General features: G+C 44.4%; 14 protein-coding genes. 3 read left to right on the top strand and 11 right to left on the bottom strand.

The features are described from left to right. Nucleotides 1-35: 35 nt before the first annotated feature. The gene (locus M3204_RS23700; RefSeq protein ID WP_285856939.1) at nt 36-170 is read left to right on the top strand and encodes a hypothetical protein; all 135 of its coding nucleotides are present in this window, start codon (nt 36-38) and stop codon (nt 168-170) included. An 83-nt stretch (nt 171-253) separates the two neighbouring features. On the opposite strand, the gene M3204_RS12170 is transcribed toward M3204_RS23700, so the two are convergent. The 4 genes from M3204_RS12170 to M3204_RS12155 all read right to left on the bottom strand — a co-directional run bounded on the left by M3204_RS12170 (nt 254) and on the right by M3204_RS12155 (nt 3547). Next, a complete protein-coding gene (locus M3204_RS12170) occupies nt 254-1519 on the bottom strand; it encodes a hemolysin family protein (protein ID WP_251482032.1) in 1266 nt (421 codons plus the stop codon). A 316-nt stretch (nt 1520-1835) separates the two neighbouring features. After that, complete coding sequence (locus M3204_RS12165; RefSeq protein ID WP_251482029.1) at nt 1836-2336, bottom strand: flavodoxin domain-containing protein; 501 nt, start codon at nt 2334-2336, stop codon at nt 1836-1838. Between the two features lie 133 nt (nt 2337-2469). Further along, nucleotides 2470-2994, bottom strand: coding sequence for a methylated-DNA--[protein]-cysteine S-methyltransferase (locus M3204_RS12160; RefSeq protein WP_251482026.1), 525 nt, complete (start codon nt 2992-2994; stop codon nt 2470-2472). Further along, nucleotides 2984-3547, bottom strand: coding sequence for a bifunctional transcriptional activator/DNA repair enzyme AdaA (locus M3204_RS12155; protein ID WP_353056040.1), 564 nt, complete (start codon nt 3545-3547; stop codon nt 2984-2986). The genes M3204_RS12160 and M3204_RS12155 overlap by 11 nt, the downstream gene beginning before the upstream one ends. A gap of 319 nt (nt 3548-3866) precedes the next feature. Here M3204_RS12155 and M3204_RS12150 point away from each other — a divergent pair, with 319 nt between their 5' ends. Continuing rightward, nucleotides 3867-6914: a GNAT family N-acetyltransferase gene (locus M3204_RS12150; protein WP_251482020.1), complete on the top strand. Its 3048-nt coding sequence runs from the start codon at nt 3867-3869 to the stop codon at nt 6912-6914. Nucleotides 6915-6925: 11 nt separating this feature from the next. After that, nucleotides 6926-7780, top strand: coding sequence for an amidohydrolase family protein (locus M3204_RS12145; RefSeq protein ID WP_251482017.1), 855 nt, complete (start codon nt 6926-6928; stop codon nt 7778-7780). Between the two features lie 114 nt (nt 7781-7894). Here the strand turns inward: M3204_RS12145 and M3204_RS12140 are convergent, their stop codons facing one another. The 7 genes from M3204_RS12140 to M3204_RS12110 all read right to left on the bottom strand — a co-directional run bounded on the left by M3204_RS12140 (nt 7895) and on the right by M3204_RS12110 (nt 14252). Beyond that, nucleotides 7895-8422, bottom strand: coding sequence for a chromate transporter (locus tag M3204_RS12140; RefSeq protein ID WP_251482014.1), 528 nt, complete (start codon nt 8420-8422; stop codon nt 7895-7897). Next, nucleotides 8422-8994 carry a chromate transporter gene (locus tag M3204_RS12135; RefSeq protein WP_251482012.1) on the bottom strand — a complete coding sequence of 191 codons (573 nt, stop codon included), beginning with the start codon at nt 8992-8994 and terminating at the stop codon, nt 8422-8424. The genes M3204_RS12140 and M3204_RS12135 overlap by 1 nt, the downstream gene beginning before the upstream one ends. Before the next feature lie 25 nt (nt 8995-9019). Further along, nucleotides 9020-10630 carry a gamma-glutamyltransferase family protein gene (locus M3204_RS12130; RefSeq protein WP_251482009.1) on the bottom strand — a complete coding sequence of 537 codons (1611 nt, stop codon included), beginning with the start codon at nt 10628-10630 and terminating at the stop codon, nt 9020-9022. 147 nt (nt 10631-10777) lie between these two features. Beyond that, nucleotides 10778-11767: an ABC transporter ATP-binding protein gene (locus tag M3204_RS12125; RefSeq protein ID WP_251482007.1), complete on the bottom strand. Its 990-nt coding sequence runs from the start codon at nt 11765-11767 to the stop codon at nt 10778-10780. Beyond that, nucleotides 11724-12758 (bottom strand): ABC transporter ATP-binding protein, encoded by a 1035-nt coding sequence (locus M3204_RS12120; RefSeq protein ID WP_251482003.1) that lies wholly within the window; start codon nt 12756-12758, stop codon nt 11724-11726. Before M3204_RS12120 ends, M3204_RS12125 begins: the two co-directional genes overlap by 44 nt. After that, nucleotides 12755-13411 (bottom strand): DUF1028 domain-containing protein, encoded by a 657-nt coding sequence (locus tag M3204_RS12115; protein ID WP_251482001.1) that lies wholly within the window; start codon nt 13409-13411, stop codon nt 12755-12757. The genes M3204_RS12120 and M3204_RS12115 overlap by 4 nt, the downstream gene beginning before the upstream one ends. A 10-nt stretch (nt 13412-13421) precedes the next feature. After that, nucleotides 13422-14252, bottom strand: a complete 831-nt coding sequence (locus M3204_RS12110) for an ABC transporter permease (protein ID WP_251482355.1) — start codon at nt 14250-14252, stop codon at nt 13422-13424. Nucleotides 14253-14280 lie beyond the last annotated feature (28 nt).

The raw sequence follows: 14280 nt of genomic DNA, 5'->3' as shown, positions 1-14280 counted from the left end.
TAATCAATTTTTTTTGATGAAGGGAGGTGAGATTTATGGCTAATTTCATTCAAATTCTTATGGGCAGCAACAAATCAAAATCAGACTGCTGCAACATCGAAATAAAAGAAGTCCAGGAAAATGAAGAAAAGAACGAAGCATGCTGCAACGGCGATACTTCTTGCTGCTAATACATCCCCTATTTTAATGATAGAATGATTTCAAAGGAAAAAAGGTGGAGCCAGGCCGTAAAAAGCCCAACTCCACCTTCTTTTTATTCCTCAATTTCAATAACTGGCATTATTTCAACTTTAATTTTACGTATTCGGTGACTTTCAACTTCCTGGACGATGATCCGCAGGTTTTCATAATCAAACGTATCACCGTTTTCAGGGATGCTCTCCAATGTCTCGAAGATCCAACCACCCAAGTTGTGATAGTTCGTTTCCGGCATTGGAACCTTGAACAATTCCGCAAAGTCATCGAGGTCGAACTGGGCATCGAATTCGTATGTGGCCTCATCGACCTTCGTCATGATATTAACCTTCTCATCATGCTCATCCCAAATCTCGCCTACCAACTCTTCAAGGATGTCTTCTAGTGTAATCAAACCGGACGTTCCGCCAAATTCGTCGACAACAATGGCCATGTGGCTCTTCGTCCTTTGCAGTTCAGGCAGCAGTGTCGCGATTTTCATCGACTTCACTACGAACATTGGCTGTCGCAGTAGCTCGCGGACATTTACATCATTATGCTGGATTAGTTCAGCAAAAAATTCACGTTCGGATAAGAATCCGATGATATTATCTATATTTTCTTCATAAACCGGAATCCGCGAAAATCTTTCTTCAAGGAAAATCTGTTTGATTTCCTCAAGCGGCTGGTTTACGTCGATTGTAATCATATCCATTCGATGCGTTAAAATTTCGCCAACAAGGATTTCATTAAATTCCAGGGATCGGTGAACAAGCTCTCTTTCATTCTTGTTAATGACGCCCTCTTCCTCACTGATGTCGACCATCACCTTGATTTCTTCTTCAGTGACAGATGGCTGCGCTTCTCCATCCTTAGAGAATACCCTCGAAACAAATGCCTTCAATTTACTGAACAGGAAATTGATTGGCGTTAGGATTTTAATCAGCAGAAGCAGAATTCCAGATATTTTTAAAGAATAAGTTTCTGCATTTTCCTTGGCGATTGACTTCGGTAAAATCTCACCGAAAATCAGGATCAGTATGGTCATCCCGAAGGTACTGATAATCAGACCAGTGCTCGGCCCGAAAATATCGGTAGCGACCTTCGCAGAAATACTCGCCGCGGCGATATTCACAATATTGTTACCTACTAGAATCGTAGACAGTGCATCATCAAAATTCTCTGCAATGTACAGCGCATTCTTACTGCCGGAACGGCCTTCTGACGCATAGTTCCGCAGCCTGATTTTATTCACACTGGAAAAAGCGGTCTCTGCCGAAGAGAAAAAGGCAGATAAAAGAATTAAAACAGATAATAAAATGATTAAACCTATGGGAACTTCCAAAAAAATTCACTCTCCGAAAAAAATTTTGTCATTAATAATTTTACTGTTCTGACGGATATAAATCAAATACTCTAGCTCAGCCTCAGTTATATACGATTTACACGTTGTGAAGGTTTCATAATCAAAGACTTTTCATTTCCTTCCCTGGGATGGAAATAACTTCTTCACTTCTTGATAATCTACTAATAAAACTTACATTCGGGATCAGGCGATAAACGAGACTCTCCCTGACAGTTAATTCAATTATACAACAATGGAAATATTTTCTCTTGATAAAAAAATACGCCAGATACCCTATTGGTACCTGACGCATTTTTTATACTGGCAAAAATTTATTGCTTCTATTAAATGTGGTCGCAAATTCCCTGATTGCTTCTACATCTAAGGTTGACTTATCATCTGTTGAACCGCTTATGCTTCTTGCGATGATTTTTTCAAAGAAATTCATTCTGGAAAATGCAAATTCGCCGCCAAACAACCCTTTCACTACTGCCGCTTCTCTTAAACGGTGAGGGAAAACATTGTCAAACTGCTTGAACGCTTCCTCCCCTTCTCTCATACAGCAGAGAAATAACCCAAGGTTCTTCCTTTGAAGCACGTGATCATTCTCTTTCATGAATTTCCTGATTTTCCCCTGGATGCTGCCGGCATGGATGGAACCACCGATAATCACCGAATCAAAAAGCTCAAGATCCGAATGAAGCTTCGTCTTCTCCAAATTTATGACAATGACGTCCCCTTCAATCTGCTTCCGCAAGAGATGCGCAGCTTTTGCAGTCGTACCATGTGTTGAGCAAAAAACAATCAAACTCTTCATTAGATCGCCTCCATTATGCTCTCTGGTATCTTAGTGAACTCACCCGTGCAATTGTCCATTTGGGTTAATTATATCTTTGTGTTAAATAAAAAGCGTGAAGGAAGTTTGGCAATCTTCCAACAATTTTATCTGATTACTCACTTGGATTTCCTCTATGCTCTCTTTCAAGATCCAACAGATACTGCTTCATTTCTGTTCCACCCCTGTAGCCTGTGATGGCACCATTTTTGCCAATTACCCTGTGACAGGGGACTGTGATCAATACCGGGTTTGCACCGATTGCAGTTCCCACAGCTCGAACCGCCGCAGGTCTGTCAATTTTCTTCGCAATGTCTGAATAAGAGAAAGTCTCTCCATAAGGGATTTCCCTTAACGCTCCCCAGATCGCCTCCTGGAAAGGAGTGCCTTTTACATCAACGGGCTTTGATAAAATTTGACGCTTCCCTTCAAGGTACTCTCTCAATTCCTCTAAATAGGGCTTTAATGCTTCCTCGTTTTCCACTAGTTCAGCATAGGGAAAGCGTTTATATAGAATTTTTGCAAACTCACCGAAAGATTGTCCTGGTGAGCCTACATAGCATAATCCTTTTTCTGTAGTCGCAATATATAGTCTGAGCTGGTCGTATTTAAGAATCGCCCACTCTATTTTATTTTTCAAGATCGTTCCCCACCTTTCTTCGATAAGCTGCGGGTGTGCAGCCATGTTTTCTTTTGAACAAAGTAATAAAATAAGGCGCACCCCGAAAACCAACTTCTTCCGCAATTTGCGCTATCGGCTTCTCATCTGTCACCAACAGAATCATTGCCTTTTCCAGCCGCAGTTTCTGGATATACTCCGTTGGTGTCATTCCATTTACTCGCTTAAACAGTCGCTGCAAATGAAACGGACTACCATGGAAAAGCGCAGCTAATTCGGCCAAAGTAATGTGCTCATTATAATTTTGGTCAATCCAGTCCGTGATTTGCTTGATCCATTCCTCTCCCGGCATAATCTTTCCATCAGGCTTGCATCTTTTGCATGGCCGAAAATTTTCATTTAAGGCCTGATAGGAATTATTGAAAATACGTACATTTTCCCGATTCGGCAATCTCGACTTACATGATGGCCTGCAATAAATTCCTGTTGTTTTTACAGCATAAATAAAAGTCTCATCATATGAAGAATCGCATTCAATAATCGCCTTCCAATAATCATCAGGAATACGTAGCACTTGATTCACCTCTAGCTTCAGTATAAACCAATACACTGTATATAAGCGGTTTGTTGAATAAAAAAGCAAGATAACGAAATATAGTAGTCATTGCGCTTTCTAAAAAACACTTCACACTTTTTACCGTTTGTAATGATGGTTAGTTTTTAAAAAATAATGTATTCTAAATTTTCTTTACACTTAACTTATTACCCTTTACGATGGAAGTGGAGTGGAAAAACATTCCTATTAAATAAAAGGAGGCTAAGTAGCATGGACAATTCAAAAAAGAAGCTAATTTTATCTAAAAAGGAAGATGGCCCATAGTTAGGGGAGGAGAATGATCGTGAAGCATTTGAACAAGGTAATTGAAATAAAGAAGTACCATGAAGGACTGGCAGAACAAGTCGCAAAGATGTGGAATTTGAGTCGGGATGGCTGGGGCGGAGATACGCGTGTCATGACCGAAGATGAAGTAAAAAAGAAAGAGGCCAACTCTGATAACATTGAGCTTTACCTGGCGCTGGACGGTGATGAAGTCGTCGGCTACTGCGGCTTGTCAGAGTATAAGGAAGATACAGGAGCGCTGTACATTCCCCTGCTGAATGTCAGGCCAGATTATCAAGGGCACAAAATCGGAAAGAAGCTCGTGCTTCAAGCTCTTGAAAAAACGGTAGAGCTTGGATGGCCGAGGCTCGACCTGTACACCTGGGCAGGGAACACAAAGGCCGTGCCGCTTTATAAAAAATGCGGTTTTTTCTGGGAGGACCGGGACGACTCTACCCATTTGATGAATTTCATCCCCCAGGTGCTGAATACACCTTTGTTGAAACCCATTTTTGAAAGACTGGATTGGTATGATGCGAGCACTAGACTAATAGAAGTAAAACCGGATGGAATCAAGGGAAATGGTTTTACCTTCTATGAATATAGCTGGCAGAACGGCAACACTTATGCACGGATCCAGTTCGAACGCACCAGCCGCGGCATCAGCTTGATTGAAACGGATGATTTCATCCTGCAAATGAAACTGGCGGACCATGAAGTGATCCATGAAGAGGAGCGGGAATTCGAAATCAAGATCGTGAATAAGGGCACGGAGCCCCTATCCTTGAAGGCGAGCGGTACGGGAAACGACCGGATCCACTATGATTTCACCACTGACATCATAGTAGATCATGAATCTACTATATCTGCCGCATTCACCGTGCAGAAGGGTGAAGAACCGAGTGTTTGGCGGACACATCCAAGCATCGACGCCAAAGTTTGGATTAATGGACTTGAATGCGAATTGAAGCTGGGGGTTTTCCCGATTAACCCTGCTAAAATAGAAGCTAGCTATTCTGGAAATCTATGTTTTTTGAACAAGGCCACCTCTATTGATGTGGAAATTACAAATAACTTGAAGGAAGAAGCTGTGTTTCATTTATGCTTTCCTGTAGATCAGCTAGTAGTTTTACAGAATCAGAACATCGAAGTATCTGTCCCTGCACGTGGCCGAAAAACCGTTGCTATGCCTTTAACCGTAAAGCAGCATGGTTTTTATAAGCCAGTCCTTATGATCACGGCAAAAAAGGAAGATGGCCAGGAGCTGACATTTGAACAGGAAATAACTGTTGCCTTCAAAGGACCTGGCGAAAGGTTCGGCGGTGAATCGAAGGATTTCTGGCATATTTTCAACGGCCAGGGACAGATCAATGTCCGGAAACGCGACCTGCTGACGACGGCGGCTAAAAATACTAAAAAGCAGCAGCCTTTTGCCTTTTTGACTCCGAAACTCGGAAAACCGTATTCGCTCGAGTTTACTAAGAAAAAACCTACCAGCGTCAGATGGGAGACGAATGATTCTTCAATTGACCTGATCATCACCCTGGAATCCACCGAAATGGATGGGCTCTTTTTAACCCAGACATACCGATTGTTCGGCGATGGAATGCTCCAGACCTGGGCTGAGGCAGAAAATACAGGATCGGTGGTTCACCCGGACGTAGCATTCAGCCAGCCTGTCTACCATGAAATGGAGGAGGTGTATTTCCCGCTCGACGACCAGGTTGTTCATTTTTCAGGAAACCGGATCATGGAGTTTGGGGATTTAGATGCAAAAAGCATCACCGGAAATTGGTATTTTTCCGAAGGTCCTTCAGGGCCGATCGGGTTGGCCTGGGCAGAGACCAGCAACGCCGCGCCAGAGGGCTGGCAGTTCATGATTGAGGACCAATTCGGCAAGATGGAGCCAGGTGCGAAAGCCTTATCGGGAAAGATCACGCTATCACTCGGAGCAATCCAGCATGTCGACGAGTTCATCGCTTTTGCCCAACAAACTCCTTTTAAGAAAAAACTGGAGACCAGCAGTGAATTGAATTTCCACGCTGACCAACTGGTGATTCAGCCTGATAAGGAAGTATCTTTTACCTTGAAAACATTCCGCAACAGCTACCTGGATGGATCCCTGACTGTCGAAAACGAAACTCAAGTGATTTCTTCCGACCTCGAGAAAACGTCGTTTTCCTTGACGTTGGAGTCTGAAGGACTAGAAGCGGTATCGATTATTGAAGCCGATTTTAACGGAAATGGCACTGAAACGGCATTCAGAGAGATGCTCCTCTCGCCTTCCGGATTGGTTTCTTCTGATACATTTGATGGATCTTTCATTGTTGATAATGGCATCATCCGTTTGAAGGCAGATCCGGACTTCTATCCTGGGGTCTACTCGATGAACGTGAATGGGCAGGAATGGTTCGACCATTCCTATCCGGAACTGACGGCCAAAAGCTGGTGGAACCCATGGGCCGGCGGCATGAAGACCGCACCATACGGAATAAATACCTTCTCGATGTTAAAAGAAAGCAGTACTGCGTCAGTGGTGGAATTGTCGGATCGCGAAGGCAACAAATGGACTGGTCTGGCCATCAACACGGAGTTTAAAGAGCATAAGCAATGGAAAGGCGTCCGTTACGTCCAATATTATGTGATGCTTCCAGGTATCCCGGTTGTCGCTTCTTTCGCCGAAGTGAAGGACAATGGCAGGAAGAATTTAGCCCATGAATTGTGGATCACCGACCTGTTCCTTGGCGGGGATGAGCTTACGGATCTGAGCATTTCAGTCCATGACAGGCAGCCTGGCCATACGTATCATGCCGGAAGCCAGGAGATCCCGTTAAGGCTGGATGGAGATTCCTTTATCGGTATGGACCGTACGCGGGATAAGCTTTATTTTATTCCGAATAACGATTCCGTACTGGCAGAGGCGTATACCAATAAAGAAGTTTTGCAGCTCGTCTCCAAGCATCAAGGGGATTTTGCGAAGAGCGCTCCCCTGTTCTTGTTATTCGACGAGCGGAAGCTAACAGGAGATTTATTGAAAAAACTGAGAAGAGTTCAATTTTAAAAGGAGAAACTATGAAAATCATCGATGCCCATATGCACCTATCAAACATTAAATCCTTTTATGAAACGGCCGAGAAGCTGTCGTTCGTCGATTACTCCGCAGCCGGCATCCTGAAGGAATACAAGGATGCCAATGTGGTCCTTGGCATCGGCATGGGCCTGACCGAGACAGATAAAATGGGGTTCCCAGATTATGAAGCCCGAACACCGATGGGGCTGGACCTAGAGGATGATGTGCCTGCCAATATTGTTTGCTGCGCCGGGGTCAATCCTTATGACCTCGACGCAGCAGCCCTTGTCCGCCTTGAGGAAGAGCTGCAAAAATTGCAGACGGTCGGTATCAAGATTTATCTGGGCTACTACCCTTTTTATGCCTATGACGAAGTGTACGAACCGGTCTACAAGCTGGCGGCGAAATACCAGCTTCCCGTCGTCTTCCATACGGGCGATACTTATTCGGAACGAGGTTACTTGAAGTATTCCCATCCTCTGGCGATTGACGAGGTCGCGGTCAACCACCGTGATGTGAATTTCATGATGGCCCATTTCGGCGATCCGTGGACACTGACAGAAGCGGAAATCATCTATAAAAACCCGAATGTTTTTGCCGATTTGTCAGGATTGATTGTCGGCACAAAGGCAGAACTGGATAAGCGCAGCCAGGGCCGCTTCCTTGACCACCTGCGCCATGCCCTTGAATTTGCCGACTCCTACGACAAATTACTGTTCGGCACGGACTGGCCGCTGATTCCAATCGGCCCATATATCGATTTTATCAAGGACCTGATCCCGCCGGAGCACCATGAGGATGTATTTTATAATACGGCTCTTAGGGTGTTCCCTAAGATCAAGCCATTTGTTGAATAAAGACAGAAGAGGGTGTCCCATGATAACTTTTGGGACACCCTCTTCTTGAAGTTACAAATACCTTACCTGCCAGTCTGATAGTACCTTAATAGCCTCTACCCTCATGGGATGAAGTTATAGAAATAGGCCGCCATATGCTAACGAAACAGTGATTACGTAAGCAGGATGTACTTTCCATTTTTCGAGAAGCAAATAACTGGCAGCAATCAAAAATATTGTCTGCCATACACCTGCATCGAGATAAGACGTAAAGAAAAAGTTAAAAGTCATCACACCAAGCAAGACTGCAATGATTGGACGGATATAATTCGTCATCCTTTTAACCTTTGGTGAGTCTTTGTGCCGGTATAATAGACCAAGCAGGACAATCATCAAGATCAGCGAAGGAGCAACGGTTGCAAAGATCCCAACAACTGCACCAAGTATTCCTCCTTGATCATATCCGATATAGCCTGCCATTTTAGTAGCAATCGGTCCTGGCAGTGCATTTCCTATTGCAAGTACTTCACTGAACTCCTTTACCGTCAGCCAGCCGTATCGGTCCACAACTTCGTTTTCGACTAAAGGAATAGAAGCAGGTCCCCCTCCATATCCGACAATACCCGGTATGAAAAAGGCAAGGAATATATGCCAATAGATCATCACCCTACCTCTCTTTCAGCTTTCTTTTTACTTACATGAACTTTATCCTTTTTTACCAGGGCAAGGACTAATAAAACGACGATCAGAATCGCTGGATGAACATGCAAAACTTCCATTAATATAAGACTGCCTATGACAATGAGGCCAGAATTGAAAGTACCTAATGTTTCATTGGACTTCTTATAATAATCCCATGTCATCGTTGCCAGCATTACGCCCACAACCGGAACTACAGCCTTTGTCATCCCAGAAACCCATGTGAGGTTTTTAAAGGATGACAAGGATGTCAATAAAACAATCATTAATACAATGGTAGGAACGATTGTAGCCAGAACTGCGTTAATCATCCCAGTCAAGCCGCCCACTCTATATCCAATATATCCTGCCATTTTAGTTGCAATTGGTCCTGGCAGGGTATTCGCTAAAGCCAGTACATCAGCAAACTCATCATCATTCATCCACTTAAAATTGCCAACAACCTCTTTATGGACAAGTGGAATAGAAGATGGCCCTCCTCCGTACCCTAACATTCCAGACCGGAAAAATGCTATGAACAAATCAAGCTGTTTCATATCTCATTCAACACCTTTTTTGAAATTACCAAGCTGCAATCGCACCATCAGTCCTTGACTCTGTTCCACCAGAAAGGACTCCTGTTTCAGGGTCTCTCCAGATAATCTGGCCTCTGCCAAATCCACCGCCATCTAATGCGAATTGAATATCGTGGCCTTTTCTCGCAAGTGCCTGGGCTATATGGGCCGGGAAGGTATTTTCAACAAGAACCTTATTGCCCTCCATCCATTGCCACCTTGGTGAATCCAATGCTGCCTGTGGATTCAGGTTGAAATCGATTGTGTTCATGATGACTTGGGCATGACCCTGCGGCTGCATATAACCGCCCATGACTCCAAATGGACCAACCGCTTCATTATCCTTGGTCAAAAATCCAGGAATGATTGTATGATATGTCTTCTTTCCAGGCTCAAGGCAATTATCATGGGATGGGTCTAATGAAAAATCGGCTCCCCGGTTTTGCAGCCCAATTCCTGTTCCCGGGATGACGATACCTGATCCAAAGCCCATATAATTACTTTGAATGAAAGAAATCATATTCCCTTCTCCATCCGCTGCAGCCAAATAAACAGTTCCTCCTTTAGGAGGTGTTCCAGGCTCCGGCATCAGAGCGGAATCGCCAATTAAGCTTCTCCTTGCTTCCGCATATTCTTCAGATAATAGCTGTTCAGCTGTTACCGTCATTTTCTCTGGATCAGTAACGTATTTCATGGCATCTGCAAATGCAAGCTTCATGGCTTCAATCTGTTTATGGTATGTATCAACAGATTCTTTTTCTTTTAATTCATATCCCTTAAGCATGTTAAGCGCCATTAAAGCAACGATGCCCTGGCCATTCGGCGGAATCTCCCAGACATCATAGCCTTTGTAATTAACCTTGATCGGCTGGACCCACTCCGGCTTGTATGCTGCCAAATCCTCTTTAGAAATGAAGCCACCATGCACTTTAGAAAATTCATCTATTTTATCCGCCAGCTCCCCGCGATAAAAGCTTTCCGCGTTTGTTTCCGCAATCTTGCGCAATGTACTGGCATGGCCCTCAGATTTCCAGACCTCCCCTATTTGCGGTGCCTTTCCGTTAGGAGCGAACGTCTCAAACCAGCCTTTATACTCGTCGCCTGAAAAGATGTCTTTAAATTTCTCAAACGCAACATTCCAATATTTCCCCAGGACTGGCGACAGTGGATAGCCTTTTTCTGCATAATCAATCGCAGGCTGAAGCACCTCTGTTAAAGGCAGCTTTCCAAATCGTCTTGATAGTTCAGCCCATGCTGCAGGAACACCAGGAACAGTAACAGGGACCAAGCCGAATGTCGGCATTTTTTCATGTCCCTTTACCTTTACTGCATCAATGGAAATGGTTTTCGGTGCTGGCCCGCTGGCATTCAGGCCGTGCAGTTCACCTTTTACCCATACTAATGCAAAGGCATCACCGCCAATTCCATTTGAAGTTGGCTCGACTACGGTTAAGCAGGCAGCCGTAGCGATTGCTGCATCAATTGCATTTCCTCCCTTTTTTAAAATATCAAGTCCTGCTTGTGCCGCTAAAGGCTGAGAAGTCGCCACCATGCCATTCTTGGCGAAGGTTACGGTTCTTTGTGATTGGTATGGGTAATTTAAATAATCTAAGTTCACGAATGATAATCCCCCTTACGAGTTTCGTTTGTAAGTCAATTTAACTTATTTGCTTTACAAATGAAATATTCCCTTTTTTATAAAACATAGATAAATAAACATATCGAAACAAAATGTCCTTACCAACCTGGTAAGGACCTCTCCAAGTTATGCATAATGGCAAGCAGCGAAATGATTCACGCTAACCTCTCTGAATGCCGGCTCTTCTGCCTTGCATCGATCCGTAGCAATCGGACACCTTGTATGGAAACGGCAGCCACTAGGAACATTGATCGGACTTGGCACATCGCCCTTCAATATGACTCGTTCTCTCTTCTTTTCATCCTTTGTAGAAGGAATCGCTGATAGCAATGCCTTTGTATAGGGGTGAAGCGGATTGTCATAAAGATCCTTTTTATCAGCAAGTTCAACCATTTTCCCTAAATACATGACGGCAACCCGGTCGCTTACATGCTTAACAACGCTAAGGTCATGGGAAATAAACAAGTATGTCAGCTGGTGCTCCTTTTTTAAGCGCTGCAATAGGTTCAGGATTTGTGATTGCACAGAAACGTCTAATGCAGAGACGGCTTCATCACATACAATCAGCTTTGGGTTCGTGCAAAGCGCACGGGCGATACTAACGCGTTGGCGCTGTCCCCCGGAAAACTCATGTGGGAAGCGATAATAATGCTGTTCTGATAGTCCTACTTCAACTAGCAGTTTACAAACATAATCATACAATTCTTTTTTCGGAACAATCTTATGAGTTTCAACAATCTCGGAAAGCATTGCTCCTACAGTCATCCTCGGATTAAGGGAACCATACGGATCCTGGAAAATGATCTGCATATCCTTGCGATTGTCGCGCATCTGTTTCTTGGAAACATTGGTTATATCTTTTCCGTCGTAAATGATTGTTCCCGAGCTTGGTTCGTGAAGTCTGAGGATGGCCCGGCCCATTGTTGATTTACCGCATCCCGATTCACCTACAATCCCTAATGTTTCCCCTCTTTTTAAAGAAAAGGTGATCCCGTCCAGGGCCTTTACAACCTGTTTTTCGCCAAAGAAACCTTGGTCACCAACAGGAAAGTGTTTTGTCAGGTCCTGTACATCAAGAAGATTTGCTGACGGCGATTTCTCTAATAGTTGGCTCATTTGCCTCACCTTCCTTCCATTGATCAGTGTATTTCCAGCAGCTGACTGTGTGTTGAGGATCCACTTGCTCGAGATCCGGAGAATGTGTCCTGCATATCTCCTGAGCAAACGGGCAGCGATCCGCAAATCTGCAGCCTGCAGGCATTGCGTCAGGAGATGGAACAGAACCTTTTATGACAAAAAGCTCCTCGACATCTTCATCGGCATCTACATCTGGAATGCACTTCATCAAGCCTTGTGTATATGGATGGAGCGGATTTTCAAATATTGAATCCCTGCTGCCATATTCAACCGCTTTTCCTGCGTACATGACCAGTACCGTATCTGCCATTTCAGAAACAACCGCCAGATCATGGGTAATCATAATGATTCCCATATCCAGATCCTTTTGCAGGTTCTTCATTAAATCGAGGATTTGCGCCTGGATGGTGACATCGAGCGCAGTTGTTGGCTCATCAGCGATCAGCAGTTCAGGGTTGCAGCTAAGGGCAATCGCAATCATGACGCGCTGTCTCATTCCGCCGCTCAATTCATGAGGATATGCATCAATACGTCTTTCCGGCGAAGGAATCCCCACAAGCTGAAGCATTTCAATCGCTTTTTGGCGTGCTTCTTTTTTACCTGCATTTTGGTGGAGAATGATCGTTTCGGCAATCTGTTTCCCCACCGTCTGTACAGGATTCAGAGATGTCATCGGTTCCTGGAAGATCATTGAAATTTGGTTGCCTCGAATCTTGCTCATCTGCTTCATCGACTTTTCCGTTAAATTTTCTCCCTTTAACAGAATTTCCCCTTCCGTTTGTCCCGTTTTTGGGAGCAGGCCCATAACTGAAAGGGAGGTCATACTTTTTCCACAGCCTGATTCACCGACAATACAAAGTGTTTTTCCCTTTTCTACTTTAAAAGATAATCCGGCAACGATATTGGTCGTTTTCTTTTTCCCGGCAAAGCTTACCTTTAGGTTCTTTACCTCCAATAAAGGTTGTGTCATCTGGTTGCCCCCTCCTTTCTTTTTACTAGATTAACAGTGTAAGGAAAGAGATCTTCCTGGCACTTCTTATAGATTCTGATTAATTCTTGAACGGGTTCATGATGTTCATCAACGCGGACATCAACAAGCGGATACTCTTCCTTGGCAACAACATAAAGAGCGGCAGACTGCCTTCCGCGTTTGTCGCCCCCTGCTTCTTGTCCGCTGGCAAGAGCTGCTAAAAGCCTTTCTGGCAAGCTTTCATTCTTCAATGCTTGAAACGTTTCAAACATCGCATCAATTGTTTCCTGCCCAGTAAGCATGTTGCCTGCGACCACGAATTGCGGACCAATTTTATGCCCTTGCCATGGAACAGTATCTTTCCCTGTAAAACCTGCGGCCTTGCCGTCCTTGTCTACGACTGCGCATTGCCTTCTCTCCCGGTCCGGATCTGAAGCCAGTAATTGTGCCAGCACATCAGCAGGCGCTTTCCCCTCATCTAAAAGTTTAATTCCGTCAATGCCGTAAAAAGGATTAACAAGAGCCTGAGTCGCAATGGCTCCAACCCCGGATTGTACATAAGGGACCAGTGAACCGACTGCTGGCCTTGCAGTTGACACTGCAACGCCCAACATGCCCGTTTTCTCACATCTAGCAGTTATCGAAAATGTCATTCTAATAACCTCACTTCAGCTTCGGATCTAATGCATCTCGCAGCCCATCACCAAATAAGTTGATTGATAGAACAGTCATAAAGATAAATAGACCCGGGAATAGTGAAATCCATGGTGCGTCTCCAAGATACCCCTGTCCCATTGATAGCATCGCACCCCAGCTTGGTGTTGGCGGCTGAGTACCCAATCCTAAGTAACTTAATGAAGCTTCAGAAATGATGGCCGCCGCGATGGACAAGGTTGCTTGAACAAGAATTGGCGGGAGACAGTTCGGCAGGATATGCCTGAATATGATTTTGAAATCACTAATACCGGAGGCTTTAGCTGCCGTCACATATTCCCGCTCCCTCTGGCTCAATACCTCTCCTCTGACCAGACGGATAAAGTTAGGTGTAAAGATGATACCGATTGCGATCATCGCATTCTGCAATCCGGCCCCTAGCACTGCAGCAAGAGAAAGTGCCAGTACTAATGGCGGGAATGATAACAATGCATCCGTAAAGCGCATGACTACAAATTCGTCTAGTACGCCACGGTAATATCCTGAAAAAAGACCGATTGGAATACCGATCAACAATGCAATTCCTACCGATATGATCCCTGCCTGGATCGATACCCTGGCCCCATAAATAATCCGGCTGAAAATGTCCCGTCCCAGCTCATCTGTGCCAAGAAGATTCTCTCCATTTGGACTTTGGAGAAATTTTGCATAATCCTGTTCCGACGGATTATAAGGTGCAACTACCGGCGCAAAAACAGCCATAAGGATAAGCAGCAATGTAAAGATTCCGCCAACAACAGCTAATTTATTTTGGAAGAAACGAGAGCTCATTTCTTTCATCCGGCGTTTTCTTGGGCTCTCAACGACT

Origin of the sequence: Mesobacillus subterraneus (assembly GCF_023715485.1) — a bacterium.
Classification (GTDB): domain Bacteria; phylum Bacillota; class Bacilli; order Bacillales; family Cytobacillaceae; genus Mesobacillus; species Mesobacillus subterraneus_B.
This window is presented reverse-complemented; position numbering and strand designations above follow the sequence as displayed.

What these genes read in the sequence shown, in the direction of transcription:
- M3204_RS23700 (WP_285856939.1), top strand. Translation starts at nt 36, where the DNA reads ATGGCTAATTTCATTCAAATTCTTATGGGCAGCAACAAATCAAAATCA.
- M3204_RS12165 (WP_251482029.1), bottom strand. Translation starts at nt 2,336, where the DNA reads ATGAAGAGTTTGATTGTTTTTTGCTCAACACATGGTACGACTGCAAAA.
- M3204_RS12150 (WP_251482020.1), top strand. Translation starts at nt 3,867, where the DNA reads ATGATCGTGAAGCATTTGAACAAGGTAATTGAAATAAAGAAGTACCAT.
- M3204_RS12145 (WP_251482017.1), top strand. Translation starts at nt 6,926, where the DNA reads ATGAAAATCATCGATGCCCATATGCACCTATCAAACATTAAATCCTTT.
- M3204_RS12140 (WP_251482014.1), bottom strand. Translation starts at nt 8,422, where the DNA reads ATGATCTATTGGCATATATTCCTTGCCTTTTTCATACCGGGTATTGTC.
- M3204_RS12135 (WP_251482012.1), bottom strand. Translation starts at nt 8,994, where the DNA reads ATGAAACAGCTTGATTTGTTCATAGCATTTTTCCGGTCTGGAATGTTA.
- M3204_RS12125 (WP_251482007.1), bottom strand. Translation starts at nt 11,767, where the DNA reads ATGAGCCAACTATTAGAGAAATCGCCGTCAGCAAATCTTCTTGATGTA.
- M3204_RS12120 (WP_251482003.1), bottom strand. Translation starts at nt 12,758, where the DNA reads ATGACACAACCTTTATTGGAGGTAAAGAACCTAAAGGTAAGCTTTGCC.
- M3204_RS12115 (WP_251482001.1), bottom strand. Translation starts at nt 13,411, where the DNA reads ATGACATTTTCGATAACTGCTAGATGTGAGAAAACGGGCATGTTGGGC.
- M3204_RS12110 (WP_251482355.1), bottom strand. Translation starts at nt 14,252, where the DNA reads ATGAAAGAAATGAGCTCTCGTTTCTTCCAAAATAAATTAGCTGTTGTT.